A 22,062-nucleotide genomic window follows, 5' to 3' on the forward strand; every position below is an offset into this window, starting at 1 on the left:
CACGTTTCGACAGCACCGCCGCCGGCCCGAGGAGCGGGCTTCCGGCTGGGGGTGGTCAGGGGAGGAGGCGCGTGATTGAATGCGCGTTGTGCGCAGAACGGCGCCGAGGGCTGTCGCCACCCGCACGCCTCGGGACACGGGATCACCGGGTCTCCTGCCAGGACGACGGATGAGCGGCACGGCCGCAGCACCGGGACCGCGCACGCTTCTGCGGTCCTACCCTGCCGCCGCCGGTGGCATGATCGAGGCCGGTATCAGGCGGCGGGTCCGCCGCCGGTGCCGCCGAATCGATGTGAGAGGACGCCGATGCCCCGAGGTACCCGCGCCCGTCGTGAGGCGATCGTCCGCCTCGCCACGACCTCCGGGCTGGCGAGCGTGGAGGAGCTGTCGGCGACCTTCGGCGTGACCCCCTCCACCATCCGCCGCGACCTCGCCCAGCTGGAGGCCGCCGGCGAGCTGGCGCGTACCTATGGGGGCGCCATCGCGCTGGTCGCCCACCCCGAGGCGTCGCTACGGCAGCGGCTGGGCGAGGCGTTCGAGGCCAAGCGCTCGATCGCCCGGTGGGCGGCGGCCCAGATCGGCGCGGGCGAGACCGTGCTCCTGGACGCAGGGTCGACCACGGGCGCACTCGCCCACGAACTGCGCAATGCGCGCGATCTGACCGTCGCCACGACCGGGATGACGGTGCTGGAGCAGCTGGCCAACGCCGAGTACGTGCACGTGGAATGCCTCGGCGGAACGCTCCGCCACCTCAGCGAGGGCTTCGTCGGCCCGCTCACGGAGGCGGCGCTCGGCAGGATGACGTTCGACCGCGTCTTCCTCGGCGCCGACGGCGTGACGGCGGAAGACGGCATCTGCGAGGCGAGCCTCCAGCAGACGCGTCTCAAGGAACTGATGGCCCAGCGCTCGGAGAAGGTCTACGTCCTCGTCCACTCGGCCAAACTGGGCCGCCGCCCCTTCCACGCCTGGGCCCGCCTGCCCACCGGCTGGATCCTCGTGACGGACTCCAAGGCCGAGCCGTCCGCCCTGGCCCCGTTCCACGCAAGGGGCGTAGAGGTAGTGGTGGCCCACCCGGACGGAACCGTCCGGACGTAGCAGGCCCCGTCCGCGAATCGGGCGGAGGCCGGAGCAGCAGGTGGGGGCTACAGCGCCTCGATACCGGCGATCGGGCACTTCCCTCCCGCTTACGTCATTCCACCGGGGAACATTCGAAGCTCACCGTCACTGGTCGCCGAGGAGGCGTTCGAACGGGATGGGGTCCTCGTACGGGTCGGGCTCGACGACGGCGGTGCGGCCGGTGATCAGGGTGGCGAGTTCGGTTCCGGCGCGGCGGGCGCGGTCCGTGAGGGCGCCGGACGCGCCGCCGTCGCCGCCCCAGTCCTCCGATGCCGCGTAGACCGCGCTGGGCGCGACGACCGAACGCAGGTAGGCGAACATCGGGCGGATCGCGAACTCCAGGGCGAGGGAGTGGCGGGCGGTCCCGCCCGTGGCGCCGATCAGCACGGGCGTCCCCTCCAGCGCCCCGTCCTCCAGCACGTCGAAGAACGACTTGAACAGCCCGCTGTAGGACGCGTTGAAGACCGGCGTGACCGCGATCAGCCCGTCGGCGCCGGTGACCCGGTCGATGACGCCGCGCAGGCCGCTCGGCGCGAACCCGGTGAGCATGGTGTTCATCAGGTCGTGCGCGTGGTCGCGCAGCTCCACCGTCTCGACCCGGACGCCGTCGCCGTGGTCGCGCAGGGCATCGGCGGTCGCCTCGGCGAGGCGGTCGGCCAGCAGCCGGGTGGACGAGGGGCGGCCCAGCCCGGCGCTGACGACGGCCAGCGTGCGGTCGCTCATCGGGGATCCTCCGTCTGCTCCCGCTCCCCGGAACGGTCGGCCCGCTCCGCGCTCTGCGCCCCGTCCTGCTTCGCCTCCCCCTCCTCGGACTCCGACCTGGCGGCCGCCACACGCGCGGCGTGGGTCGGCCCCTCGGGGACGTGTGCGGGGCGCACCGCCTCGAACTCCTTGCGCAGCACCGGCACGACCTCCTCGCCCAGGATGTCCAGCTGCTCCAGGACGGTCTTCAGCGGCAGCCCCGCGTGGTCCATCAGGAACAGCTGGCGCTGGTAGTCGCCGAAATAGTCCCGGAAGGCCAGCGTGCGGTCGATGACCTGCTGCGGGCTGCCGACGGTCAGCGGGGTCTCCCGGGTGAACTCCTCCAGGGAGGGCCCGTGGCCGTAGACCGGCGCGTTGTCGAAGTAGGGCCGGAACTCCTTCACCGCGTCCTGGGAGTTCTTGCGCATGAACACCTGCCCGCCGAGGCCGACGATGGCCTGGTCGGCGGATCCGTGGCCGTAGTGCTCGAAGCGGCGGCGGTAGAGGCCGATGAGCTTCTGGTAGTGCTCCTTGGGCCAGAAGATGTTGTTGGCGAAGAACCCGTCGCCGTAGTACGCGGCCTGTTCGGCGATCTCGGGGCTGCGGATGGAGCCGTGCCACACGAACGGCGGGACGCCGTCGAGCGGGCGCGGGGTGGCGGTGAACCGCTGCAACGGGGTGCGGTGCTTGCCCTGCCAGTCCACGATGTCCTCCCGCCACAGCCGGTGCAGCAGGTGGTAGTTCTCGACCGCCAGCGGGATCCCGTCGCGGATGTCCTTGCCGAACCAGGGGTAGACGGGCCCGGTGTTGCCGCGCCCCATCACCAGGTCCACCCGGCCGTCGGCGAGGTGCTGGAGCATCGCGTAGTCCTCGGCGATCTTCACCGGGTCGTTGGTGGTGATCAGCGTGGTCGCCGTGGACAGGATGATCCGCTCGGTGCGGGCGGCGATGTAGCCCAGCATGGTGGTGGGCGAGGAGGGGATGAACGGCGGGTTGTGGTGCTCGCCCGTCGCGAAGACGTCCAGTCCGACTTCCTCGACCTTCTCGGCGATGGTCATGACGGCCTTGATGCGCTCGCCCTCGGTGGGGGTGCGCCCGGTGGTCGGGTCGGTGGTGACGTCGCCGACCGAGAAGATCCCGAACTGCATCTCCGAAGCCTTTCCGAGTAAATAGTTTCAATTTCAACCATACCAACGAGCGCGCCGGAACCCGTATTCCGCCGAAGCGAACCGTATCGGGGCCCGCACGCGTTGTGCCCTACAGATCCCTTTTGCGAGACGACCGACCTCCCCGGCCAGCGACCACCGCGCCGTCGCCGCCGACCTCACCCTCCCCGCCGCATGATCTCCGTGGCTCCCACGGGTACCCCGCTCACCTGCGGGAGCCACGGTCCCACCTGCCCCGTCCGTCTCGAACGGCAGAGTCGCAACAACCGTCATCCACAGGCCGGGGTGGGTGCTGGCGACGGCGCTTCCGGCCGCACTAGCATCTGGACCAGGCGCCGCCACCACGCTCCGTGCACCGGACCTCCACCGACCGTCCCCGCGCTTCCCGCCGCGCGGGCGTCCTGTTCCGGTACCGCCCTCTCCGTCGCACCGCGGCCCGTCCCGTCCCGTCTCGCGACCACGATCCCGCGACCGCGCCCCGAACCCCGGCCCGGCCCGCCGGCGCCGCGACACCCTCCCGGCGCGCCGGCCCCGCCGGCCCCGCGCCATCCGACCGCCCGCACCCGTGTTCTCAATGTCCGCACCAACGCAAGGAGCCCACCCCATGGCAGCCTCCGCAGTGACCCGCACCCTCACGACGGCCTTCGCCGGCCTGGCCCTGGCCGCCGCGGCGCCCGCCCTGCCCGCCACGGCCGCGGAATCCGGAGCAGCGGGCGTCCATCCCGACGGACCCTTCGCGTTCGGCGACCAGGCGGCGATCGCCTTCCCCGCCGGCGCCTACCCGGAGGAGTACGACTGGGACGACATGCGCGACGTCACCTTCGCCGTCGACTCCGTCGAGCGCTCCGGACCCGAATCCGTGCAGTACCGCCTGGTCATCGAGACCCCTGAGCTGGGCCGCGTGTTCGGGGTGGCCGATCTCCGGCCCCAGTGCTTCGCCGACGGCGGCGCCTCCGACACCCCCACCCGCCTGCCCGGCAACGTCGAGCTGGAGTCGGGCACCTACATCTACGCCCTCGAATGCGCGGTCCCGGCCGATGCGCGTGAGCTGGAGATCGGGTTCGACCAGCCCGATCCCCACGGCGAACCGCTCGCCATGGTGTTCGGCGGGACCGCCGAGGCCGCCGAGGCGACCGAGGCCGATGGTTCCTGAGCGGCGCATGAGCACGGGCCGCCGCGGGGGATCCCGCAGCGGCGGCCCGGCAGAGCCGTCAGAGGGAGACCGATATGGCGCCCGTGGCCACGGCCACGACCGTCATCACCAGGGTGGTGCCGAACGCCCATCGGAAGATGAACTTCTGGTGGTCCCCGAGCGATACCCCCGCCATCCCGATCAGGATGAAGGTGGCCGAGGTCAGCGGGCTCAGCGGGAACCCTGTGGTCATCTGGCCGAGGACCGCGGCGCGGCCGATCTCCGCGGGGTCCACGCCGAACTGGCTCGCGCCCTCCGCGAGCACGGGCAGCACCCCGAAGTAGTAGGCGTCGGGGGTGAACACCAGGCTGAGCGGCATGCTGGTCACCGCCACCAGCAGCGGCAGCAGGCCGCCGGCCGAGTCCGGGATGATCGACACCATCGCCGAGGCCATGGCCTCGATCATGCCCGACCCGGTGAGCACGCCGGTGAACACCCCGGCCGCGAAGATCATCGTGGTCACCAGCACCACGCTCTTGCCGTGGCGCTCCAGGAACGCCTGCTGGTCGCTCCACCTGGGCAGGTTGACCACGAGTGCGATCGCGGTGGCGATGATGAACAGCACGGGCAGGGGCATCACCTCCGCCACGAGGGAGACCACCAGGGCGACCGTCAGCACGAGGTTGAACACCAGCCGCGGGGTGCCCACCTGCACCTGCTCGCGGTCGGCGACGAGGGCGGCGCCGGGGCCGTCGGCCAGAGGGGCGGCCCCGCCCGCCCCACCGGCAGCGGCGTCGGCGGTGGTGGTGGCATCGGCGGCGGTGGCATCCGTGCCGGGCGTCTTCGCGGTCTCGGCGGGCTCCTCGGTCCCGCCGGACGCCACTCCGACCCCTTCCGCGGTGAGCGCGCCGATCCGGGCGCGCTCACGGCGGCCGAGCCACCACGCGGAGAACAGCACCCAGCCCATGCCCGCGACCATGGCGGGCAGCACCGGGGTGAAGATCTCGCCCGAGGTCGCGTCGAGCGTGGCCATCGCGCGGGCCGTCGGCCCGCCCCACGGGATCATGTTCATGACCCCGGCCGCGAGCCCCACGACACCGGCCAGCAGCAGCCGGCTCATGCCCAGCCGCAGGTAGACCGGGAGGAGGGCCGAGATCGTGATGAGGAAGGTCGAGGCCCCGTCTCCGTCGAGCGCGACGATCATCGTCAGTACCGCGGTCCCGACCGTCACCCGCATCGGGTCGCCCTTGGCCACCTTCAGGATCCCGCGGATCACCGGGTTGAACAGCCCGGTCTCCAGCATCAGGCTGAAGTACAGCACCGCAAAGGCGATCATGATGCCGGTCGGCGCCACCGTGAGCAGGCCGTCCAGCACGAAGGTGCCCAGGTCCGGGCCGAAGCCCCCGATCAGGGCGAAGGGGATGGGTACGAGCACCAGGGCGACGAGCACCGATACCCGGTTGCTCATCACCAGAGCCAGGAACAGCCCGATGGTGCACAGGCCCAATACGGCCGTCATCACTCGCCCGCCCTCCACGCGCCGGCTGACGCGGCGCGCATGTCGCGTGGATCACATTCGTTTCGCACGAGTGTCCGGCCCATGACTGAGCTTTGTCCAACATCAAAATCGGATGAACCAATGCATCACATGCATCAATGGGCGCGTGGACGATCTTTCCGCTCAGCGGGGGGCGATCTCCGCCCCCTGCTGGCACGGTGCTTCGGGGGCGGCACCGGCGCCCGGCGGCGGAGCGCAGCGGCACGGGTCAGGGCCCGATCGGGTAGCGGTCAGGGCGTCGGGGAGGGCGGCCGCGGGCTCACACCCCGCCTATGGCCACCACGACTGCTGGAACCTCGCGAAGAGCGGGTCGTCCGCGAAGAGCTCGGCCAGCGACCGCACGGTCGGGCACGGCCACCGCTCGACGAGGCTTTCGGCGAAGCCGAAGACCCCGTTGTCATACCGGCGCGGCTCGCGCGAGCACGCCTTACAGCCCCTGACGAACCTGTAGGGCGGATCCCAATTGGGCATCACGGGGTGGTCGTCGACCCGGAACTCCAGCGGCTCGTGCCCGTCGAGCCGCTCCATCCCCGCGTCGTCCAGGCGTTCCAGCAGGAAGTCGATCAGCGCATCGTCCAAGGCACGCCTGAAGTACCACACCGGACGATCGTAGGCCGCCGGGATCCGGCCGTCTCCCCGTCTCCCGGGTGGACGGCCGGACCGGGCATGCGGGGCCGTTCAGCCGGCGGCGCCATCGGGCCGCCGGCCGCCGCCTCACCCCGCGGAGCCGCCCGCGTCCGGGGCCCCGTGGCGGGCCAGGCGGGTGCGGGCCGAGGCGAGCATGGCCTCGTCGATCATCACGCCCTCGAACACCACCGCACCCTCCCCCGCCGCCTGGGCGCGCTCCATCTCGGCCACGAGCCGCCGGTCGCGGTCCAGGTCGGCGGCCGTGGGCGCGAACACCTCGTTGATGACGGGCACGTGCGCCGGGTGGATCGCCATCATCCCCGCATACCCCAGCGCGCGGTTCTGCTCGGCGAACCGGCGCAGCCCGTCGAGGTCGCGGATCGCCGTCCACAGGCCGCTGACCGGGTTGGGGGTCCCCGCGGCTCGGGCGTCCAGGAGCACCCGGGAGCGCAGCTCCAGGGTCTCCGTCCCCTCAGGGCTCCACCGGAACCCGACCGCGCGCTGGATGTCGCCGTCGCGGGCGCTCAACGCCCCCAGGCACATGACCCGGCGCGACGCGAGGCCCACCTCGTAGGCACGGCGCAGCCCCGCCGCGGTCTCCAGGAGGGGGACGATCGCCAGCCCGCCGCGGGGCAGCCCCGCCTCGGCCTCGCTCCAGTCCAGCAGCCGGGCGGCGAGCGCGACGTCGGCCGGGCCGCCGACCTTGGGCACGACCACCCCGGCCAGGCCGGGGGCGGCCACGGCGCGCACGTCCTCGGCCCCCGCCCAGTCCTCCAGCGCGTTGACCCGGACGAACAGCGCGGGCCCGCCGGGGCCGGCGGCGGCCGTGGCGGCGATCGCCGCCACGGTGTCGCGCCGCGCCGCCTCCTTCCCCCGTTCCGGGACCGCGTCCTCCAGGTCGATGATGACCGCGTCGGCGCCGGACTCCAGCGCCTTGGGGACCCGGTCGGGCCGGTTGCCCGGCACGAACAGCAGCGAGCGGATCGGGGTGGCCGCGGCGGCGGGAACGGGCCCGCCCTCCCCGCCGTCCCACCGCGGTTCAGATGGCGCCGGCATCGCGCAGCCTCCGCATCCGGTCGTCGTCGATACGCAGCCAGTCCCGGTAGACCAGGTCATTGTCGGCGCCGAGGGCCGGCCCGGTGCGCCAGACGTGCCCGGGCCGCTCGCCGAAGCGCGGGACGACCCCCTGCATCCGCACGGGCCCCAGGTCGGGGTCCTCGACGGTGATGATGTCGCCGCGCTCGGCGTAGATCGGGTCGTTGACGATGTCCTCGGCGGTGAAGATCCGCGAGGCCACCACCTCCGCCTCCGCCAGCCCCCGCAGGGCCTCCTCGGCGTCGCGCTCGCGGACCCACTCGCGCAGCGCCGCGCCGAGCCGTTCCCGCCCCTCCATCTGCCGCTCCACGGTGTCGAACTCCTCGACGGGCAGCCCGACCAGGCGGACGACGTTGAGGACGGAGCGCAGCGTGGCGGAGGTGACCGTGATCCACTCGCCGTCGCGGCTGCTGTAGGTGTCGATGACGGCGGCGGGGGCCACCGCCAGCTGGTTGCCCTGGCGGGCCGGCGCCACGCCCAGCTGGTCGTAGGCGATGACCTGCCACTCGACCAGGCGGAACAGCGGCTCGAACAGGGCGAGGTCGATCCACTCGCCGCGGAAGCCGGGGTCGCGCTCGCGCCGGTAGAGGGCGGCGAGCACCGCGTGCGAGCCCATCAGCCCCGTGACGGCGTCGCCGTGGGAGAACCCCGTGTGCACGGGCGGGCCGTCGGGCGCCCCGGTGATGTGCACGACCCCGCTGCGCGCCTCGCCCATCTTGCCGAACCCGGGTGCGTCGGCCAGCGACGACGTTGCGCCGAACCCGGAGATCTGGAGGACCACCGCGCGCGGGTTGCGGGCGCGGATGGCCTCGTGGTCCAGGCCCCACTTCTTCAGCCGCGAGGCGCGGAACGTCACGATCACCACGTCGGCCCAGGCCACGAGCTCGTCGGCGACCTCGCGGCCTTCGGGGGTGTGCAGGTCGAGCGTGACCGACCGCTTGTTGCGGCCCGAGACCTTGAACCACAGCCGGACCCCGGCGCGCTCGGGACCCATCGACCGCGCCGCGTCACCGGCCCCCGGCGGCTCGACGTGCACGACGTCGGCCCCCATGTCGGCCAGCAGCGACCCTGCCAGCGGGCCCGCGACGACGTGCGCGAACTCCACGACCTTGAGCCCCGCGAGCTGACCCCAGCCCTGGGCGCCGGGCTCCGGTGGACGGTCCTGCATGGGCGTCGGCCTCCTGTCCGCACGGCGGGCCGCCACCCTGACGCGCCGCCCGCTCCTGCCTGCCAGCATGCCGAGCCCACACATGAGCGTCCAACATCAAAAGAGCATGGACATATGAGCCTGATACATAGGTTGTGCAGGACGACCGGGACGGCGGTCAGTCGCCCGGCTCGATGCCCAGCGACCGGACGAGCTGGGCCAGTTCCACCCGGAAGAGCTTGTCCGGACTCACGGTCTGGGTGCGCAGATGGCCGTAGACCTCCAGGGACACCAGGCCGTGCAGGTGGCCCCAGATGCGCAGGGCCAGCGCGATCGCCGCCGGGGGGAGGTCGGGGAACTCCGGTCGGACCTTGTCCAGCAGGCCGGGGTCGAAGTCGGACCATGCGAAGTCGTCGCCGGCGTGGAGGTGTCCGATGTCCGGCCAGGCGGCGGCCGCGAGGCCGGCCAGTCCGGTGCAGACCCGGCGCGCGGCGTCGGGGGCGGCGCCGCCCTCGGGTGCGCGGTATCCGGGTACGGGGTCGCCGTAGATGAGGCGGAAGCCTTCGGGGTTGGCCAGCCCCCAGTCGCGGAAGGCGTGCGCCCACGCCCGGATCCGGCCGGCCGGGTCGCCGGCGGGGACGGCCTCCCAGGCGGCGTCCACGGCATCGGCCAGCGCGGTGTACACGTCGTTGATGAGGGTGGTGACCAGGTCGTCGCGCGTGGCGAAGTAGCCGTAGATGGCGTTGGCGGTCATGCCCATCTCGCGGGCGATGGCGCGCAGCGTGATCGCATCGGGCCCGCCTGAGGCCATCAGCGCGAGCGCGACCTCCTTGATCTCCGCCGTCGTCTCGGCGCGCAGCCGCTCGCGCCGTCCCCTGGTGCGGCCCGTGCCGCTCGTCGTCGCGGTTCCCACGTCCGCCACTCTACAGCGTCACATGATCTGATTGCCGTATCTATACTTCACGCCGTATAGTTTCCGCACGGCGTCACCACCGTGGTGTCGCGAGACAAGGGGGAACCATGCACATCGGAGTCATCGGGGCCACGGGCACCATCGGCAGCCGCGTCGTCACCGAAGCCCTTGGCCGGGGGCACCGGGTCACGGCGTTCAGCCGCGACCCCGCTCAGATCCACGAGGACCGGGAGAACATCGCCTGGAAGGGCGTCGACGTCCTCGACGCCGACGACATCGCCGCTGTCCTCCCCGGCCTGGACGTGCTGATCAGCGGGTTCCAGCCCGGCAACGCCGCCAAGGACATCACCGACACGGTGCAGCGCTCGATCGCCGACCCCACCGTCTACGCCACCGCCGCAAAGGCCCTGCTGAAGGCGCTGGAGAGCCGCCCCCGGACCCGGCTGATCGTGATCGGCGGCGCCGGCAGCCTGGAGATCGAGCCCGGACTCGTGCGGGCCGACTCCGACACCCTCCTGCACGAGAGCCTCGACCAGATCGGGCTGCCGAGGGAGTACGCGGCCGCGGTGCGCGGCCACCGCGACGCCCTCAACGTCCTCCGCACGTCCAACCGGCTGTGGACCTACTTCAGCCCCGCTGAGGACATCGCGCCGGGCCAGCGAACGGGCCGGTTCCGGATCGGCGGCGACCAGCCGGTCCTCGACGCCGACGGCCGCAGCCGCATCTCCGCGGAGGACGCCGCCGTCGCCCTGGTCGACGAGGCGGAACTCCCCCGCTTCGTCCAGCGGCGCTTCACCGTGGGCTACTGACACCGAGCGGACGCGGGCGGGACACGGCCGGCGTCCGGCCGCGGGGGCGGCTCAGGCCCAGTCGACGTCGGGTGGGAGTTCGAAGCCGCCGAGGCGCAGGTCGTCGAGGGTTTCCAGGAAGCGGCGGGCCGCGGCGGGGATCGGGCGGTCGGTGGGGCGGAGGACGTCGAGGCGGCGCGTCACCACCGGGTCGGCGAGCGGGCGGTGGGCGACGTCGGCGAAGCTCACCAGGACCCGGACCAGCGCCGGCAGGGCGGACACCCCCAGGCCGGCCGCGACCAGGCCACCGACCGTCGCCACGTTGCTCGCCTCGACCACCCCGCGCGCCGGGCCGCCGACCTGCGCGAACGCCGAATCGGTGAGCGGGCGGATACTGGTGTCCGCCGCCATCACGATGAACCGCTCGCCGCGCAGGTCCGACCAGCGCAGCTCGGCGCGGCCGGCGAACGGGTGACCGGTCGGCACCACCCCCACGAACCGGTCGTGTGCCAGGGGGCGGCTCTCCAGCCAGGACGGGACGCCGGCGGCGACCGCGATCGCGAAGTCGGCCTCTCCCCGTTCGACCGCCGCGACCACCGGCCGCGACAGCCCGTCGTGGATGCGGACGCTGATGTCGGGCCAGCGCTCGCGGAACACCGCGATGACCGGCGGGAGCAGCACCGCGGCCACCGACGGCAGCGCGGCGACGGTGACCGCCCCCGCTCCGCCCTCCACGTAGCGCCCGAGCTGGCGCATGCCCGCCCGGTGCACGGCGAGCACGTGCTCCGCGACCTCCAGCAGCTCCCGGCCTTCGTCGGTGAGGGTCACGTTGCGGGTATCGCGGTGGAACACGCGCGCCCCCAGCGCCCGTTCGATCTCGGCGACGGTCCGGCTCAGCGACGACTGCGAGACGAGCAGGTCGGCCGCTGCCGCGGTGAAGCTCAACCGGCGCGCCACCGACACGAACACCGACAGCTGGCGCAGAGACAGGTCCATGCCTCGCGAGCTTACGGCCCGGTCCACGGGCCGGGCCGCCCGCACCACGCCGGTGGAACGGGCACCGCCGCCAACGGGGCGAAGCGGTCACGGCGCACAGAGGCGGTGCGGTGGCCCCCCGCTGCCGCCACCGCACCGCGCGGGCCGGGGGCGGCGCCCGTCCTGCGTCGCCCCCGTCCCTTGCGGTCGATCCTCGCAGCGTGGGGGCATCGGGGCCTGAGTACGGCTACTCAATCCGCCCGGGGGAGAACCCCGTGCCCGGTACCCGGTCCGGCGGAGGTCGGGCGTCGCGGACCGAGGCTCCTGCCATCGCCCGCCGGGTTCGCGGCCCGCCCCACGCGGGCCGCGACCGCGGCGGGCACGTTCGGTGCCCGCCGGGCGGCCCCGCACCGCCGACGCGGGGCCACCCGGGAGGAACCGATACGCACGCCCGAGGGGGTCGGCACCGCGCGCCGGCGGGAAGCGACACCGTGCGGCGGCCGGAGCCGATTCCACGGCCCCGGACGGCGGCCGCCGCGTGCTGTCGTCCGCCGGCGCGCGGTGCTCACCCTCCCGGAGGCGGTCCGGGCGCAGGAAGGACGGGCTCCGCCGCGGTCGGGGCGCCGAAGCGGGCCGCCGTCGCCGTGATCGCCAGGAGACGGTCCAGATCGGGGCCCACGCCGTGCAGGGTCAGCGCCCCTCCCACGCACTCCGCCCACGCCGCGGCGCGCAGGAGCGCCGCCAGCCCGTAGGCGTCACAGAAGCCGACGCGGGAGACGTCGGCCTCGATGCTGGGCCCGGCGGTCAGGGCCGCGTGGACGAGTTCGGCCGCCACGGCGTCGGCGGTCGCGAAGTCCAGTTCGCCCGACACCGTCACCAGCGCGCGGCCACGGGCCGCGTGCACGACGTCGGCCCGCGCGCCGCGGGAGCGCCGGGCCTGGCCCGCCGCTCCGCCGGGCGTGCCGTCCTTGCCGGTGGTCATCGTCGTATCCCCTTGTGTGGTCTCGTCTCCACCTTGACGCCATGCGTGCGCTCATGCGAGGGACGAAGGTCCCCCGCAACCCGGTAGTTGCGACCCGATCCGATCGTCTCGCCCGGGAGCCGCCACCGGATCGGAAGGCGATACCGGGAAATCGTCGCCGTTCCCCGCGGTGGGGCCCGCTTCCGGCGAAGACTCCGCCGCGCCTTCCCGGCCCGATCGCGCCCCGGCTCAGGCCCGGGTGACGATCACCGGGACGGTCGTGTGGTGCAGCACTGCGTGGCTCACCGAGCCCAGCAGCAGGCCGGCGAACCCGCCCCGCCCCCGCGAGCCGACCACGATGAGCCCGCCGTCGGAGCCCTGTTCCAGCAGCGCCCGTGCCGCGTGGTCCACGACGGCCTTGACCTCCACCAGGACGTGGGCGGTCGCATCGGTGCGCGCCTCGGCCACCATCCGGTCGATCTGCTCGACCACGCGCTCCTCGGCCCGGTCACGGGTCGGGCTGGGCACCTCGGTGTCGTACATCAGCAGGTCGACGGGGGCCGGGGTGTGCCAGGCGTCGAGCACCGTCACGCCGACGCCGCGGTGGGCCGCTTCCTCCAGGGCCACGCCCAGCGCCACAGCGGACGCCGCGGAACCGTCGACGCCGACGATGACGGGGCGCTCCCGCAGCGCGCTCGGCGGCCCGTCCGGCGGGACGACCGCCGTGGGGCAGGTGGCGTGCGCGGAGACGCGGACGCTGACCGATCCGAGGAAGATCGCGCCCACCGCCCCCAGGCCGCGCGAGCCGACGACGACCAGGCCGGCGTCCTTCGCGGCGGCCAGCAGGGCCTGCGCGGCGGCGAGGGTCGAGATCTGGGTGCGCACGGAGAGATCGGGCCACCGCTCGGTGACCCGGTCGACGGCGTGGGTCAGGAGCCCCTTGGCCCGTTCGACGATCTCGGGGGTCTCGGGCATGCGGACCGGGGCCGCCAGCGGCACCGCTATCAGCGGCATGCTGAGCGCGTGCAGGATCCGCAGGGAGACCCCGCGGTCGACGGCCTCCTGGGCGGCCCAGTCGAGCGCGGCGAGCCCCGTTTCGGAGCCGTCGATACCGACGACGACCTCTCCCGGAACCGCTTCGACACCCTCCGATTCGATGTTCGCGCTGGTCATCACCCCTCCTTTGCGTCTCCGCCCACTACCCATGGGCGCCGATGACGAACGCGCGGGCGCGCAACGGTGTCTCGCAACGCCGACCGCCCCGGACCGGCGGCGGGCCGTTCCGGGGCGGTCGGCGGCGGCACGACGGGCGGGCGTGGCGGTCGCGCGCCGGCCGTGCCGCGGTGCGGGGTCAGGCCTTGGTGCCCCCGGTGGAGTAGGAGTGCGCCCCGGCGCCGGCGAGCCCGCCGCCGTCGACGATCAGGTACTCGTCGCGGATCGCGGTGCCCGACAGCCACGACTCCAGGATCTCCCGGGTGCCGGCCGCGTAGCGGGCCTGCGCCGACAGCGAGGAGCCGGAGATGTGCGGCGTCATCCCGTGGTGCGGCATGGTGCGCCACGGGTGGTCGGCGGGCGCCGGCTGCGGGTACCAGACGTCGCCCGCGTACCCGGCGAGCCGCCCGCTCTCCAGGGCCCGCACCACCGCGTCGCGGTCGGCGATGCGCGCGCGGGCGGTGTTGATCAGGTAGGCGCCGCGCTTCATGGTCGAGATGAGCGCGTCGTCGAACAGCCCCTCGGTCTCGGGGTGCAGCGGGGCGTTGACGGTCACCACGTCGCAGACGGGGGCCATCTCGCGGGCGCTGGGGTGGAAGGTGAGGTTCAGCTCCTCCTCCACCTCGCGCGGCAGGCGGTGCCGGTCGGTGTAGTGCAGGTGGACGTCGAACGGGGCGAGCCGGCGCAGGACCGCCAGGCCGATCCGGCCCGCCGCCACGGTGCCGACGTGCATGCCCTCCAGGTCGTAGGAGCGCGACACGGCGTCGGCGATGTTCCAGCCGCCGTCGAGCACGATCCGGTTCGCGGGCAGGTAGTTGCGGACCAGCGAGAGGATCATCATCACGACGTGTTCGGCGACCGAGATGGAGTTGCAGTAGGTCACTTCGGCGACGGTGACGCCGTGGGCGATGGCGGCGTCCAGGTCGACGTGGTCGGAGCCGATTCCGGCGGTCACGGCGAGCTTCAGCCGGGGCGCCCGGGCGATCCGCTCGGCGGTGAGGTAGGCGGGCCAGAACGGCTGGGAGATGACGATGTCGGCGTCGGGGAGCTCGCGGTCGAACTCGGAGTCCGGGCCCTCCTTGTCGGAGGTGACGACCAGGGTGTGGCCCTGGGCCTCCAGGAAGGCGCGCAGGCCCAGTTCACCCGAGACGCTGCCGAGCAGGTGGCCCGGTGTGAAGTCGGTCCCCGAGGGGGTGGGGAGGGTCTGGCCGCCGGGGTAGTGCGCGATGTGGGGGAGGTCGTCGCGCGCGTAGGACGACGGGTAGCCGTCGGCCGGGTCGTCGTAGAGCACACACAGCACCTTCGCCATTGCAGGGCTCCCAACTCGTGGCGAGTACGTGGTACCGAGGCTCCCCTCCGCCGAAGGCGCAGGTCAAAGCGAACTTCTCTATGGCGGGATAGCCGGTTTCTATGGCGCCGGCCGGCGCCTTCCCCACCTGCGGCGCGACGGCCGGGCGGGTCAGGGGCGGGCCAGGTAGCCGTGCAGCAGGCGCTCGAGGTCGCCGCGCACGTCGGCTTCGCGGGCGGTCTCCAGCAGCGCCTCGGCGAGCAGCGACTCCGGGCGGTGGTCGGCGACCACCAGGCCGATCTGCGGGAACACGGCCGGGTCCGCGAGCCGCACCACGCGCATCCCCTCGGGCACCCCGAACATGTGCAGCCAGGCGTGGGCGATCACGCTCGACCACCGGTGCGTGGCCACGTGCGCATAAAGCGCCGAGACGGTGTCGGTCTCGATGGCGGGCACGACGGTGGCGCCGGCGGCGGCGAAGAAGCCGTCGAGGATCCGGCGGTTACGCATGCGCGGGGAGAGCAGGCACAGCGGGAGGGCCGCCACCTCCGACCAGCGGACGGAGGCGCGGTCGGCGAGCTCGCCGTCGTTGGGGGTGAGCAGCACGTACCGCTCCTCGTACAGCGGCACCGCGCGCACACCGTCCAGCTCTTCGTCGTCCACGTAGGTCATGGCGGCGTCGAGCTCGAACTCGGCGAGACGGCGGGCGATCTCGCGGGAGGAGAGCGATTCCAGCGTCACGCGGGCGTGCGGATGCCGGTCGCAGAACGGGGCGGTGAGCAGGGAGGCGGCGGTCAGCGCGGTGGGGATGGCGCCCACGCGCAGGACCCCGGACAGGCCGGTGCGCATGGCGGAGAGGTCCTGGCGCAGGCCGTCGCGCTCGGCGAGGATGCGGTGCGCCCACAGCAGGACGCGCTCCCCCTCGGGGGTGAGCCCGGCGAAGCGGTTGCCGCGGCGCACGATGGGCACGCCCAGTTCCCGTTCGAGCTTGCGGATCCCGGCCGACAGCGAGGGCTGGGAGACGTGGCAGGCGTCGGCGGCCCGGGCGAAGTGCCGCTCGCGGGCGAGCGCCACCAGGTACTCCAGTTGTCGAAGCAGCACGGTCCAGCATGGACCGGGCGGGCGGCGCGCGTCCAGGCGCGGGCGCCGCCGGTCAGCAGGCCGCGGTGGCGACCGGCGCTCCGTCACCGCCATAGGGCAGGGGGGAGACCGGCCGGGCGATGATGTCGTCGAGGATGGCGCGGGCCGCGAGCAGCTCCTCGACCTCCTCGGTGATCCGTTCGCGCTCCTGGGCGAGCCCTTCGGCGAGTTCCCCGCAGGCGAGCGCGATCTCCCCGCTGTCGTCGGACATGCACGGCAGCACTTCGGCGATCACGGCCGTGCCCAGGCCCGCGGCCAGCAGGGTGCGGATATGGCGGACGGTGGCGACGTCGGACTCCGCGTACTCGCGGTAGCCGCTGGGCCGCCGCGCCGGGTGGAGCAGCCCCTGTTCCTCGTAGTAGCGGAGCGCCCGCTCACTGACTCCGGTCCGCCCGGCCAGCTCTCCGATGCGCATGTGACCTCCGACACAGGACGTTGACTCTGACGTCGACGTGAAGCTCTAGCTTATGGGCCATGACGGACGGACGACACGACCACAGCACCCCCGACGACCTCCACGAACACCCCGGCGACGACCACACCGAGGGCGCCGCCGGCCGGCCGGTCACGGTCCTCGGCCTGGGCCCCATGGGCGCCGCGCTGGCCGGCGCCTTCCTGGCGGCGGGCCACCCCACCACCGTGTGGAACCGCTCCCCCGGCAAGGCCGGTCCGCTGGTGGAGCGGGGCGCGCGGCACGCGGCGAGCGCCACCGAAGCGGCGGCCGCGAGCCCCCTGGTGATCGTGTGCGTGATCGACTACGACGCGGTCCACGCCATCGTCGACCCCGCCGCCGGCGCCCTCGCCGGCCGCGCCCTGGTCAGCCTGACGGCGGACTCCCCCGGCAGGGCGCGGGAGATGGCGGCGTGGGCGGCCGAGCGGGGCATCGGCTACCTCGACGGGTCGATCATGACGCCCACCACGACGATCGGCGGCCCCGCCGCCCAGGTCCTCTACAGCGGAGAGGAGAAGCTCTACGAGGCGCATCGGGCGACGCTGGCCGCCATCGGCCCGCGCCACGTCCACCTCGGCGCCGACCCCGGCCGCGCCGCGGCCTTCGACGTGGCCCTGCTCGACATGTTCTGGACCGCGGTGAGCGGCCTCACGCACGGCTTCGCCCTCGCGGCGGCCGAGGGGATCCCCGCGCGGGAGCTGGCCCCCTTCGCCAAGGGGATCCACGAGCTGCTCCCCGGGACCATCGACGGCATCGCCGCCAACGTGGACTCCGGCGAGCACCCCGACGAGGTGTCGAGCCTGCGGTCCATCACCGCGGGGATGGAGCACGTCGTGCACGCCACCCGGGCCCGAGGGCTGGACGACGGGGTGATCAGCGCCGCCACGGCGGTGGCACGGCGGGGGATCGACGCGGGCCACGGCGCCGACAGCGTGTCCCGCCTGACGGAGCTCCTGGTCCGCACGGCGACGCCCCCGGCATCGGACTGACGCCCCCGGGGCTTCCCGCCTCAGCCCGCCGCGTCGGCGAGGAAGGCGGTGACCAGCTCCGCGAACCGGCCGGGCCGGTCGAGAGGGGCCAGGTGGCCCGCGCCCGCGATCGGCACGAACCGGCCCCCGGGTGCCGCCGCGGCGGCGCGGCGCACGGCCTCGGCGGGGACGAGGTGGTCGTGTTCGCCGTGGAGCCACAGCGAGGGCGGGACCAGCTCCGGCAGCCGCGGGGACAGGTCGAACCGCATCCGCCGCGGCCCGTAGGCCACGATCTGCCAGTCGTCCAGCACCCGTTGGCGGTGCTCCCCCTGGAGCCGCGCCTCGGCCCCGGCGAGCGCCATCAGGCCGGCGAAATCGGGGGTCCGGGCGCCCGCGGCCAGGCTGCGCTCCATGGACCGGCGCAGCAGCGCGGGCGACGCCGCAACCCAGGCCGCCGACCAGCGCAGCAGGGCGTCCGACCGCGACACGAGCCAGGTGGCGAACTGCGCCGGCCGCCGCGCCTCGACCCCGCCCGGGGCCGAGGCGACGACCGAGCGCACCCGCTCGGGGTGGTCGAGTGCGTGGCCGATCGCCAGGCCACCGCCCATCGAGAGCCCGACAAGGTCGGCGCGCTCCACCTCCAGGCGGTCAAGCAGCCCGGTCAGGACGGCGGACAGCCGCGCCTGGTCCAGGGTGCCGCTCCAGGGGCGCGAGCCCCCGTGGCGGGGCAGGTCGGGCGCGATGACCCGGTGGTCGCGGGCAAGGACCGGCATGAGGTGCCGCCAGGTGAAGGGGGCGGTGTCGAGCATCGCGCCGTGCAGCAGCACGACCGGGCGCCCCGCGGCGGGGCCGGCCTCGTAGACCCGGAGCGGGCCGCCCGGCAGGGCGAGGTCGCGATGGTCGCGGAAGGCATCGGCGGTCATCGCGCTCCCCGGATCGGTGTCGTGACCAATTTAGCCAATCCGGTCACGACGGTCGATCACAGAGTCCTACCGGCCCTGAGGCAGGCCCTGCCCGGTCTCCCCCAGGAGCCCGGCCAGGCCGTAGACCTCCGTTGCGGTGCCGGAGAACAGGCGGGCGCGGTCGGCGGGGGGCCAGTCGGCGGTGCAGGCGTCGATGGCCGCGCGGACGCGGCGGTAGCCGCCGGCGAGCTCGCACACGGGCCAGTCGCCGCCGAACATCAGCCGCCCGGCGCCGAAGGCGCGCAGAGCGTGGTCGGTGAAGGGCCGCAGCGCTTCCGCGGTCCAGTCGGGGGTGCCGGTGAGCGTCCCCAGCCCGGAGACCTTGGCGACGACGTTGGGCCGGGCGGCGGCCTCGGCCAGGGCCGCCGCCCAGGGGCCCGGGTCGCCGCCAGCGATCGGCGGTGCGCCCAGGTGGTCGACGACGATGGTGAGATCCGGCAGCAGGTCGGCGAGGGCGGCCACGTGGGCGAGGTCGCGTTCGCCGATGGCGACGATGTCGAAGGTCAGGCCGTGCGGCGGCAGCAGCCGCAGGCTCTCGGCCACATCGGGCCGCACGAGCCAGTCGGGGTCGGGCTCGTTGTGGTTGAGGTGGCGGACGCCGACGAAGCGGGGGTCGGCGGTGCGCCGTTCCAGCTCCGCCGCCGCCTCGGCCGGGCGTTCCAGGGGGACCCAGCCGACGACCGCCGCGGCGACGGGCCAGCGGTCGCAGGCCGCGAGCATGTCGTCGGTGTCGGCGCGGGAGTTCTCGGCCTGCACCAGGACGGTGCGGGTCACACCGGTGCCCTCGATCAGCGGGGCGAGGTCGTGCTCGTCCCAGCTCCGGGCGATCGGGGCGTCGCCGGGCCCCAGCCAGGTGTAGCGCCCCGGAGACAGTCGCCAGAAGTGCTGGTGGGCGTCGATCACGCTCACGTACCCTCCCCCCGCTGGCGGCGCAGCCGCCATACCTCGGGCAGGGCGGTGCCGCCGTCGTCCACGGTGACGAAGTGGTCGACGTAGCGGCTGATGAACGCCTGCCAGCGGAGGTTGGCGGGGTCGGAGTCGAGGGCGTCCATCGCGGCGGCGAAGTCGTCGCAGTCGACCACGTGGAACAGGTGGCGGCCGCTGCGCCAGATGGTCCAGTCGTGGATCCCCACCCGGCGGAAGGCGGCATCGAGGTCGTCGGGGATGCGCCGGTGGGCGGACTCGTATCCGTCCTCTTGGCCTTCGCGCAGCAGGGAGTGCAGGGCGACGCGCATCAGGCGGGGTGTCCTTCCTGGGCGGCGGTGTCGGGGCCGGGGACTTCGCCCGGGCCGGCGGGGCCGGGCCATGGGGCGTCGGCGCGCAGGAGCCCGGAGCCGGCGAGGTCGGCCCACAGGTCGCCGGGGACGGGGTCGGCGAAGAGCGCGGCGTTGCGGGCGGCCTGCCCGGCGGAGTAGGAGCCCAGGCAGACCGTTGCGACGGCCGGGTGGCCGAGCGGGAACCGGGCCGCGGCGGCGGGCAGGGTGGTGCCGTGGCGCTCGCACACGGCGGCGATGGCGCGGGCGCGCCGGACCAGCTCCTCGGGCGCGGGCGCGTAGTTGTAGGCGGCGCCGGGCGCGGGGTGCTCGGTGGCCAGGAGCCCGGAGTTGAACGCGCCCCCGGCCACGACCGAGACCCCGCGGCGGGCGCATTCGGGCAGCAGGTCGTCGAGGGCCCCCTGTTCGAGCAGGGTGTAGCGGCCGGCGAGCAGGACGACGTCGAGGTCGGTGCCGCGGACGAACCGGGTGAGCATCTCCGACTGGTTCATGCCCGCCCCGTAGGAGCGGATGACGCCTTGGGAGCGCAGCTCCTCCAGCGCGGGGAACGCGCCCTCCATGGCCTCGCGGTAGTGGTGGTCGGGGTCGTGGACGAAGAGGATGTCGACGCTGTCGCGGCCCAGGCGCTCCAGGCTCGCCTCGAGGGAGCGCAGAACGCCGTCGCGGCTGAAGTCGTGGACGCGCACGGCGGTGTCGGGGACGGCGAAGCCCTCGGGGTCGGTGCCCGTTCCCGGGCCGGGGGCGAGCAGCCGGCCGACCTTGGTCGAGACGATGGCGCCGTCGGCCGCGGGCAGGCCGGCCAGGGCGGCGCCGAGCCGGCGCTCGGCCAGCCCCAGGCCGTAGTGGGGGGCGACGTCGAAGTAGCGCGCCCCGCCGGCCCAGGCCGCGAGGACGGCGCCGGTCCACTCGTGGTCGGGGACCGGGCGGCCGAGGTTGCCGAGCTGGGCACCGCCGAAGGAGTAGGGGCCCACCCGCAGCCCGCCGCGGCCCAGCGGACGGGCGGCCGCGGGGGGCCGGTCGTGGCCGGTCATGCGGGGGCCTCCTCGTCGCGCTGCGGACACCGGGGGCTGCGGCCGCGGGTCACCGGCCCGCCAGGGGGAGCACGACCACGGAGGGGCCGGGGACCGCGGCGGCGGGCAGGTCGACGACGATGCGGCCGTCCTCGCCGCGCGCCGGGACCGGGGCGCCGCCGGGGGTCCGGGCGGCGGAGAGGTCGAAGGCGCCGGGGTCGCCGGCCAGGGCGACGGTGCCCGCGGCGTCGACGAAGGCGTTGGCGTGGCCGCCGGTGCGGGTCCAGCGCACCCACGGATCGGCGCCGGGCGCGCCGATGGCGGGGTCGAGCACGGTGCTGTCGAAGACCGCTCCGCCGTTGAGCGCGGTCCATTCGGCGACCGCCTCGAGCGCCGCCCTCTGCTGCGCGGGCAGCCGCCCGGCGGAGTCGGGACCGACGTTGAGCAGCAGGTTGCCGCCGCGCGAGACGACGTCGACCAGGTGGCGCAGCACGCCGGGGCCGTCGAGGTAGTGGCGTTCGTCCTCGACCCGGTTGTAGCCGAAGGAGAAGCCGATGCCGCGGGTGTTCTCCCACATCCCGGAGTTCTCGGATTCGGTGCCCTGCTGGTACTCGCTGGTGCGGAAGTCCCAGTGGGTCAGCCCCCACCGGTCGTTGACGACGCCGTGCGGGACGGTGGCGTAGTAGTGGTCGAACAGCTCGACCAGGCCGCCCGGGCCTTCGCGCTTGCCGGAGTCGGGCCACTCGATGTCGTTCCACAGCACGTCGGGGCGGTAGCGGTCGATGAGGTCCTTGACGTGGGCGTAGGCGAAGGCGTTGTAGTCCTCGCCCAGCGGGCGCCGGCTCTGGAAGTGGTCGTCGGTGATCGGCGGGTGGTCGCTGAAGTTCCAGTCCAGGCCGCCGGAGTAGTAGACGCCGAAGCGCAGGCCGGCCCGGCGCGACGCCTGCTCGAACTCGCCGATGAGGTCGCGGCGGGGGCCGCGGTGCACGGTGTTGCGGGTGCCGGTGCCGGGGGCGTCCCACAGGGCGATGCCGTCGTGGTGCTTGGAGGTGGGGACGACGTAGCGGGCGCCGGTGCGGGCGAAGAGGGCGACCATGGCGTCGGGGTCGAACTCCTCGGCGCCCCACTGGTCGAGGAAGTCGTCGTAGGGGGCGCCGCCGTGTGCCTGCCGCTGGTGCTCCTGCGCGGGGCTGCCGTCGATGCGGACGGTGTTGGCGTACCACTCGGCGTAGGGGTTGTGCCGGAACCAGGTGGGGCGGTCGATGGTGCCGAGCTCGCCGATCGGCTCGGCCCACGCGGGCACGGAGTAGGCGCCCCAGTGCACGAAGATCCCGAACTTCGCGTCGCGGTACCAGGAGGGGACCTCGCGGGCGAATCGCGCGAACTCCGCCTGGCGCGTGGGGTCGGTCGTGAACATCGCCATGGGGTGTCTTCCTCACGGTCGGGGGCGCCGCCGCCCGGTGGCGGCGGGGCGGCCGGGTCGCGCGTCGCGGACCGGAGCCGCAGCGCCGGTCAGGGAGTGACGCAGGACACCGTGA

At 74.0% G+C, this 22,062-nt stretch carries 22 protein-coding genes; 4 read left to right on the forward strand and 18 right to left on the reverse strand.

What is annotated here, in order from left to right; genetic code table 11:
- The first annotated feature begins 306 nt into the window (after positions 1-306).
- Entirely contained in the window at positions 307-1,095 is a 789-nt protein-coding gene (locus ACFOVU_RS24355) for a DeoR/GlpR family DNA-binding transcription regulator (RefSeq protein ID WP_378537302.1), read from the forward strand.
- Positions 1,096-1,221: 126 nt separating this feature from the next.
- Here the strand turns inward: ACFOVU_RS24355 and ACFOVU_RS24360 are convergent, their stop codons facing one another.
- Both ACFOVU_RS24360 and ACFOVU_RS24365 read right to left on the reverse strand, forming a co-directional pair.
- Entirely contained in the window at positions 1,222-1,839 is a 618-nt protein-coding gene (locus ACFOVU_RS24360) for an FMN reductase (protein WP_378537303.1), read from the reverse strand.
- Positions 1,836-3,005: an LLM class flavin-dependent oxidoreductase gene (locus tag ACFOVU_RS24365; protein WP_378537305.1), complete on the reverse strand. Its 1,170-nt coding sequence runs from the start codon at positions 3,003-3,005 to the stop codon at positions 1,836-1,838. The genes ACFOVU_RS24360 and ACFOVU_RS24365 overlap by 4 nt, the downstream gene beginning before the upstream one ends.
- Positions 3,006-3,627: 622 nt before the next feature.
- Here ACFOVU_RS24365 and ACFOVU_RS24370 point away from each other — a divergent pair.
- On the forward strand, positions 3,628-4,176 hold the full coding sequence (locus ACFOVU_RS24370; protein ID WP_378537306.1) for a hypothetical protein: 549 nt from the start codon (positions 3,628-3,630) through the stop codon (positions 4,174-4,176).
- A gap of 58 nt (positions 4,177-4,234) precedes the next feature.
- Here the strand turns inward: ACFOVU_RS24370 and ACFOVU_RS24375 are convergent, their stop codons facing one another.
- The 5 genes from ACFOVU_RS24375 to ACFOVU_RS24395 all read right to left on the reverse strand — a co-directional run bounded on the left by ACFOVU_RS24375 (position 4,235) and on the right by ACFOVU_RS24395 (position 9,495).
- Positions 4,235-5,674 carry a CitMHS family transporter gene (locus ACFOVU_RS24375; protein WP_378537308.1) on the reverse strand — a complete coding sequence of 480 codons (1,440 nt, stop codon included), beginning with the start codon at positions 5,672-5,674 and terminating at the stop codon, positions 4,235-4,237.
- Between the two features lie 309 nt (positions 5,675-5,983).
- Entirely contained in the window at positions 5,984-6,313 is a 330-nt protein-coding gene (locus ACFOVU_RS24380; RefSeq protein WP_378537309.1) for a hypothetical protein, read from the reverse strand.
- Between the two features lie 114 nt (positions 6,314-6,427).
- Entirely contained in the window at positions 6,428-7,396 is a 969-nt protein-coding gene (locus ACFOVU_RS24385; RefSeq protein ID WP_378537310.1) for an HpcH/HpaI aldolase/citrate lyase family protein, read from the reverse strand.
- Positions 7,380-8,603: a CaiB/BaiF CoA transferase family protein gene (locus ACFOVU_RS24390; protein ID WP_378537311.1), complete on the reverse strand. Its 1,224-nt coding sequence runs from the start codon at positions 8,601-8,603 to the stop codon at positions 7,380-7,382. The genes ACFOVU_RS24385 and ACFOVU_RS24390 overlap by 17 nt, the downstream gene beginning before the upstream one ends.
- A gap of 157 nt (positions 8,604-8,760) precedes the next feature.
- On the reverse strand, positions 8,761-9,495 hold the full coding sequence (locus tag ACFOVU_RS24395) for a TetR/AcrR family transcriptional regulator (RefSeq protein WP_378537313.1): 735 nt from the start codon (positions 9,493-9,495) through the stop codon (positions 8,761-8,763).
- Positions 9,496-9,602: 107 nt separating this feature from the next.
- Between ACFOVU_RS24395 and ACFOVU_RS24400 the strand changes: the two genes are divergently transcribed.
- Positions 9,603-10,304: an NAD(P)-dependent oxidoreductase gene (locus tag ACFOVU_RS24400; RefSeq protein WP_378537314.1), complete on the forward strand. Its 702-nt coding sequence runs from the start codon at positions 9,603-9,605 to the stop codon at positions 10,302-10,304.
- A gap of 51 nt (positions 10,305-10,355) precedes the next feature.
- Here ACFOVU_RS24400 and ACFOVU_RS24405 read toward each other — a convergent pair whose 3' ends face one another.
- From ACFOVU_RS24405 to ACFOVU_RS24430, 6 genes are all read right to left on the reverse strand, one after another.
- Positions 10,356-11,279 (reverse strand): LysR family transcriptional regulator, encoded by a 924-nt coding sequence (locus ACFOVU_RS24405; RefSeq protein ID WP_378537316.1) that lies wholly within the window; start codon positions 11,277-11,279, stop codon positions 10,356-10,358.
- 544 nt (positions 11,280-11,823) lie between these two features.
- Positions 11,824-12,240 carry an STAS domain-containing protein gene (locus ACFOVU_RS24410; RefSeq protein ID WP_378537317.1) on the reverse strand — a complete coding sequence of 139 codons (417 nt, stop codon included), beginning with the start codon at positions 12,238-12,240 and terminating at the stop codon, positions 11,824-11,826.
- Between the two features lie 228 nt (positions 12,241-12,468).
- Positions 12,469-13,392, reverse strand: coding sequence for a universal stress protein (locus ACFOVU_RS24415; RefSeq protein ID WP_378537318.1), 924 nt, complete (start codon positions 13,390-13,392; stop codon positions 12,469-12,471).
- 178 nt (positions 13,393-13,570) lie between these two features.
- Positions 13,571-14,740 carry an NAD-dependent formate dehydrogenase gene (locus ACFOVU_RS24420; protein WP_378537320.1) on the reverse strand — a complete coding sequence of 390 codons (1,170 nt, stop codon included), beginning with the start codon at positions 14,738-14,740 and terminating at the stop codon, positions 13,571-13,573.
- A 150-nt stretch (positions 14,741-14,890) separates the two neighbouring features.
- Complete coding sequence (locus ACFOVU_RS24425) at positions 14,891-15,820, reverse strand: LysR family transcriptional regulator (RefSeq protein ID WP_378537321.1); 930 nt, start codon at positions 15,818-15,820, stop codon at positions 14,891-14,893.
- 52 nt (positions 15,821-15,872) lie between these two features.
- Positions 15,873-16,274, reverse strand: a complete 402-nt coding sequence (locus tag ACFOVU_RS24430; protein WP_378537323.1) for a MerR family transcriptional regulator — start codon at positions 16,272-16,274, stop codon at positions 15,873-15,875.
- Between the two features lie 59 nt (positions 16,275-16,333).
- Here ACFOVU_RS24430 and ACFOVU_RS24435 point away from each other — a divergent pair, with 59 nt between their 5' ends.
- Positions 16,334-17,299: an NAD(P)-dependent oxidoreductase gene (locus ACFOVU_RS24435; protein ID WP_378537324.1), complete on the forward strand. Its 966-nt coding sequence runs from the start codon at positions 16,334-16,336 to the stop codon at positions 17,297-17,299.
- Positions 17,300-17,319: 20 nt separating this feature from the next.
- Here the strand turns inward: ACFOVU_RS24435 and ACFOVU_RS24440 are convergent, their stop codons facing one another.
- From ACFOVU_RS24440 to ACFOVU_RS24460, 5 genes are all read right to left on the reverse strand, one after another.
- Positions 17,320-18,201 carry an alpha/beta fold hydrolase gene (locus ACFOVU_RS24440; RefSeq protein ID WP_378537326.1) on the reverse strand — a complete coding sequence of 294 codons (882 nt, stop codon included), beginning with the start codon at positions 18,199-18,201 and terminating at the stop codon, positions 17,320-17,322.
- A 66-nt stretch (positions 18,202-18,267) separates the two neighbouring features.
- Entirely contained in the window at positions 18,268-19,149 is an 882-nt protein-coding gene (locus tag ACFOVU_RS24445; protein WP_378537327.1) for an amidohydrolase family protein, read from the reverse strand.
- On the reverse strand, positions 19,146-19,475 hold the full coding sequence (locus tag ACFOVU_RS24450; RefSeq protein WP_378537329.1) for an L-rhamnose mutarotase: 330 nt from the start codon (positions 19,473-19,475) through the stop codon (positions 19,146-19,148). The genes ACFOVU_RS24445 and ACFOVU_RS24450 overlap by 4 nt, the downstream gene beginning before the upstream one ends.
- Positions 19,475-20,545: an aldo/keto reductase gene (locus ACFOVU_RS24455; protein ID WP_378537330.1), complete on the reverse strand. Its 1,071-nt coding sequence runs from the start codon at positions 20,543-20,545 to the stop codon at positions 19,475-19,477. The genes ACFOVU_RS24450 and ACFOVU_RS24455 overlap by 1 nt, the downstream gene beginning before the upstream one ends.
- Positions 20,546-20,594: 49 nt before the next feature.
- A complete protein-coding gene (locus tag ACFOVU_RS24460; protein WP_378537331.1) occupies positions 20,595-21,947 on the reverse strand; it encodes an alpha-L-fucosidase in 1,353 nt (450 codons plus the stop codon).
- Positions 21,948-22,062 lie beyond the last annotated feature (115 nt).

The organism is Nocardiopsis sediminis, from assembly GCF_042650565.1.
GTDB classification, from domain to species: Bacteria; Actinomycetota; Actinomycetes; order Streptosporangiales; family Streptosporangiaceae; genus Nocardiopsis_B; species Nocardiopsis_B sediminis.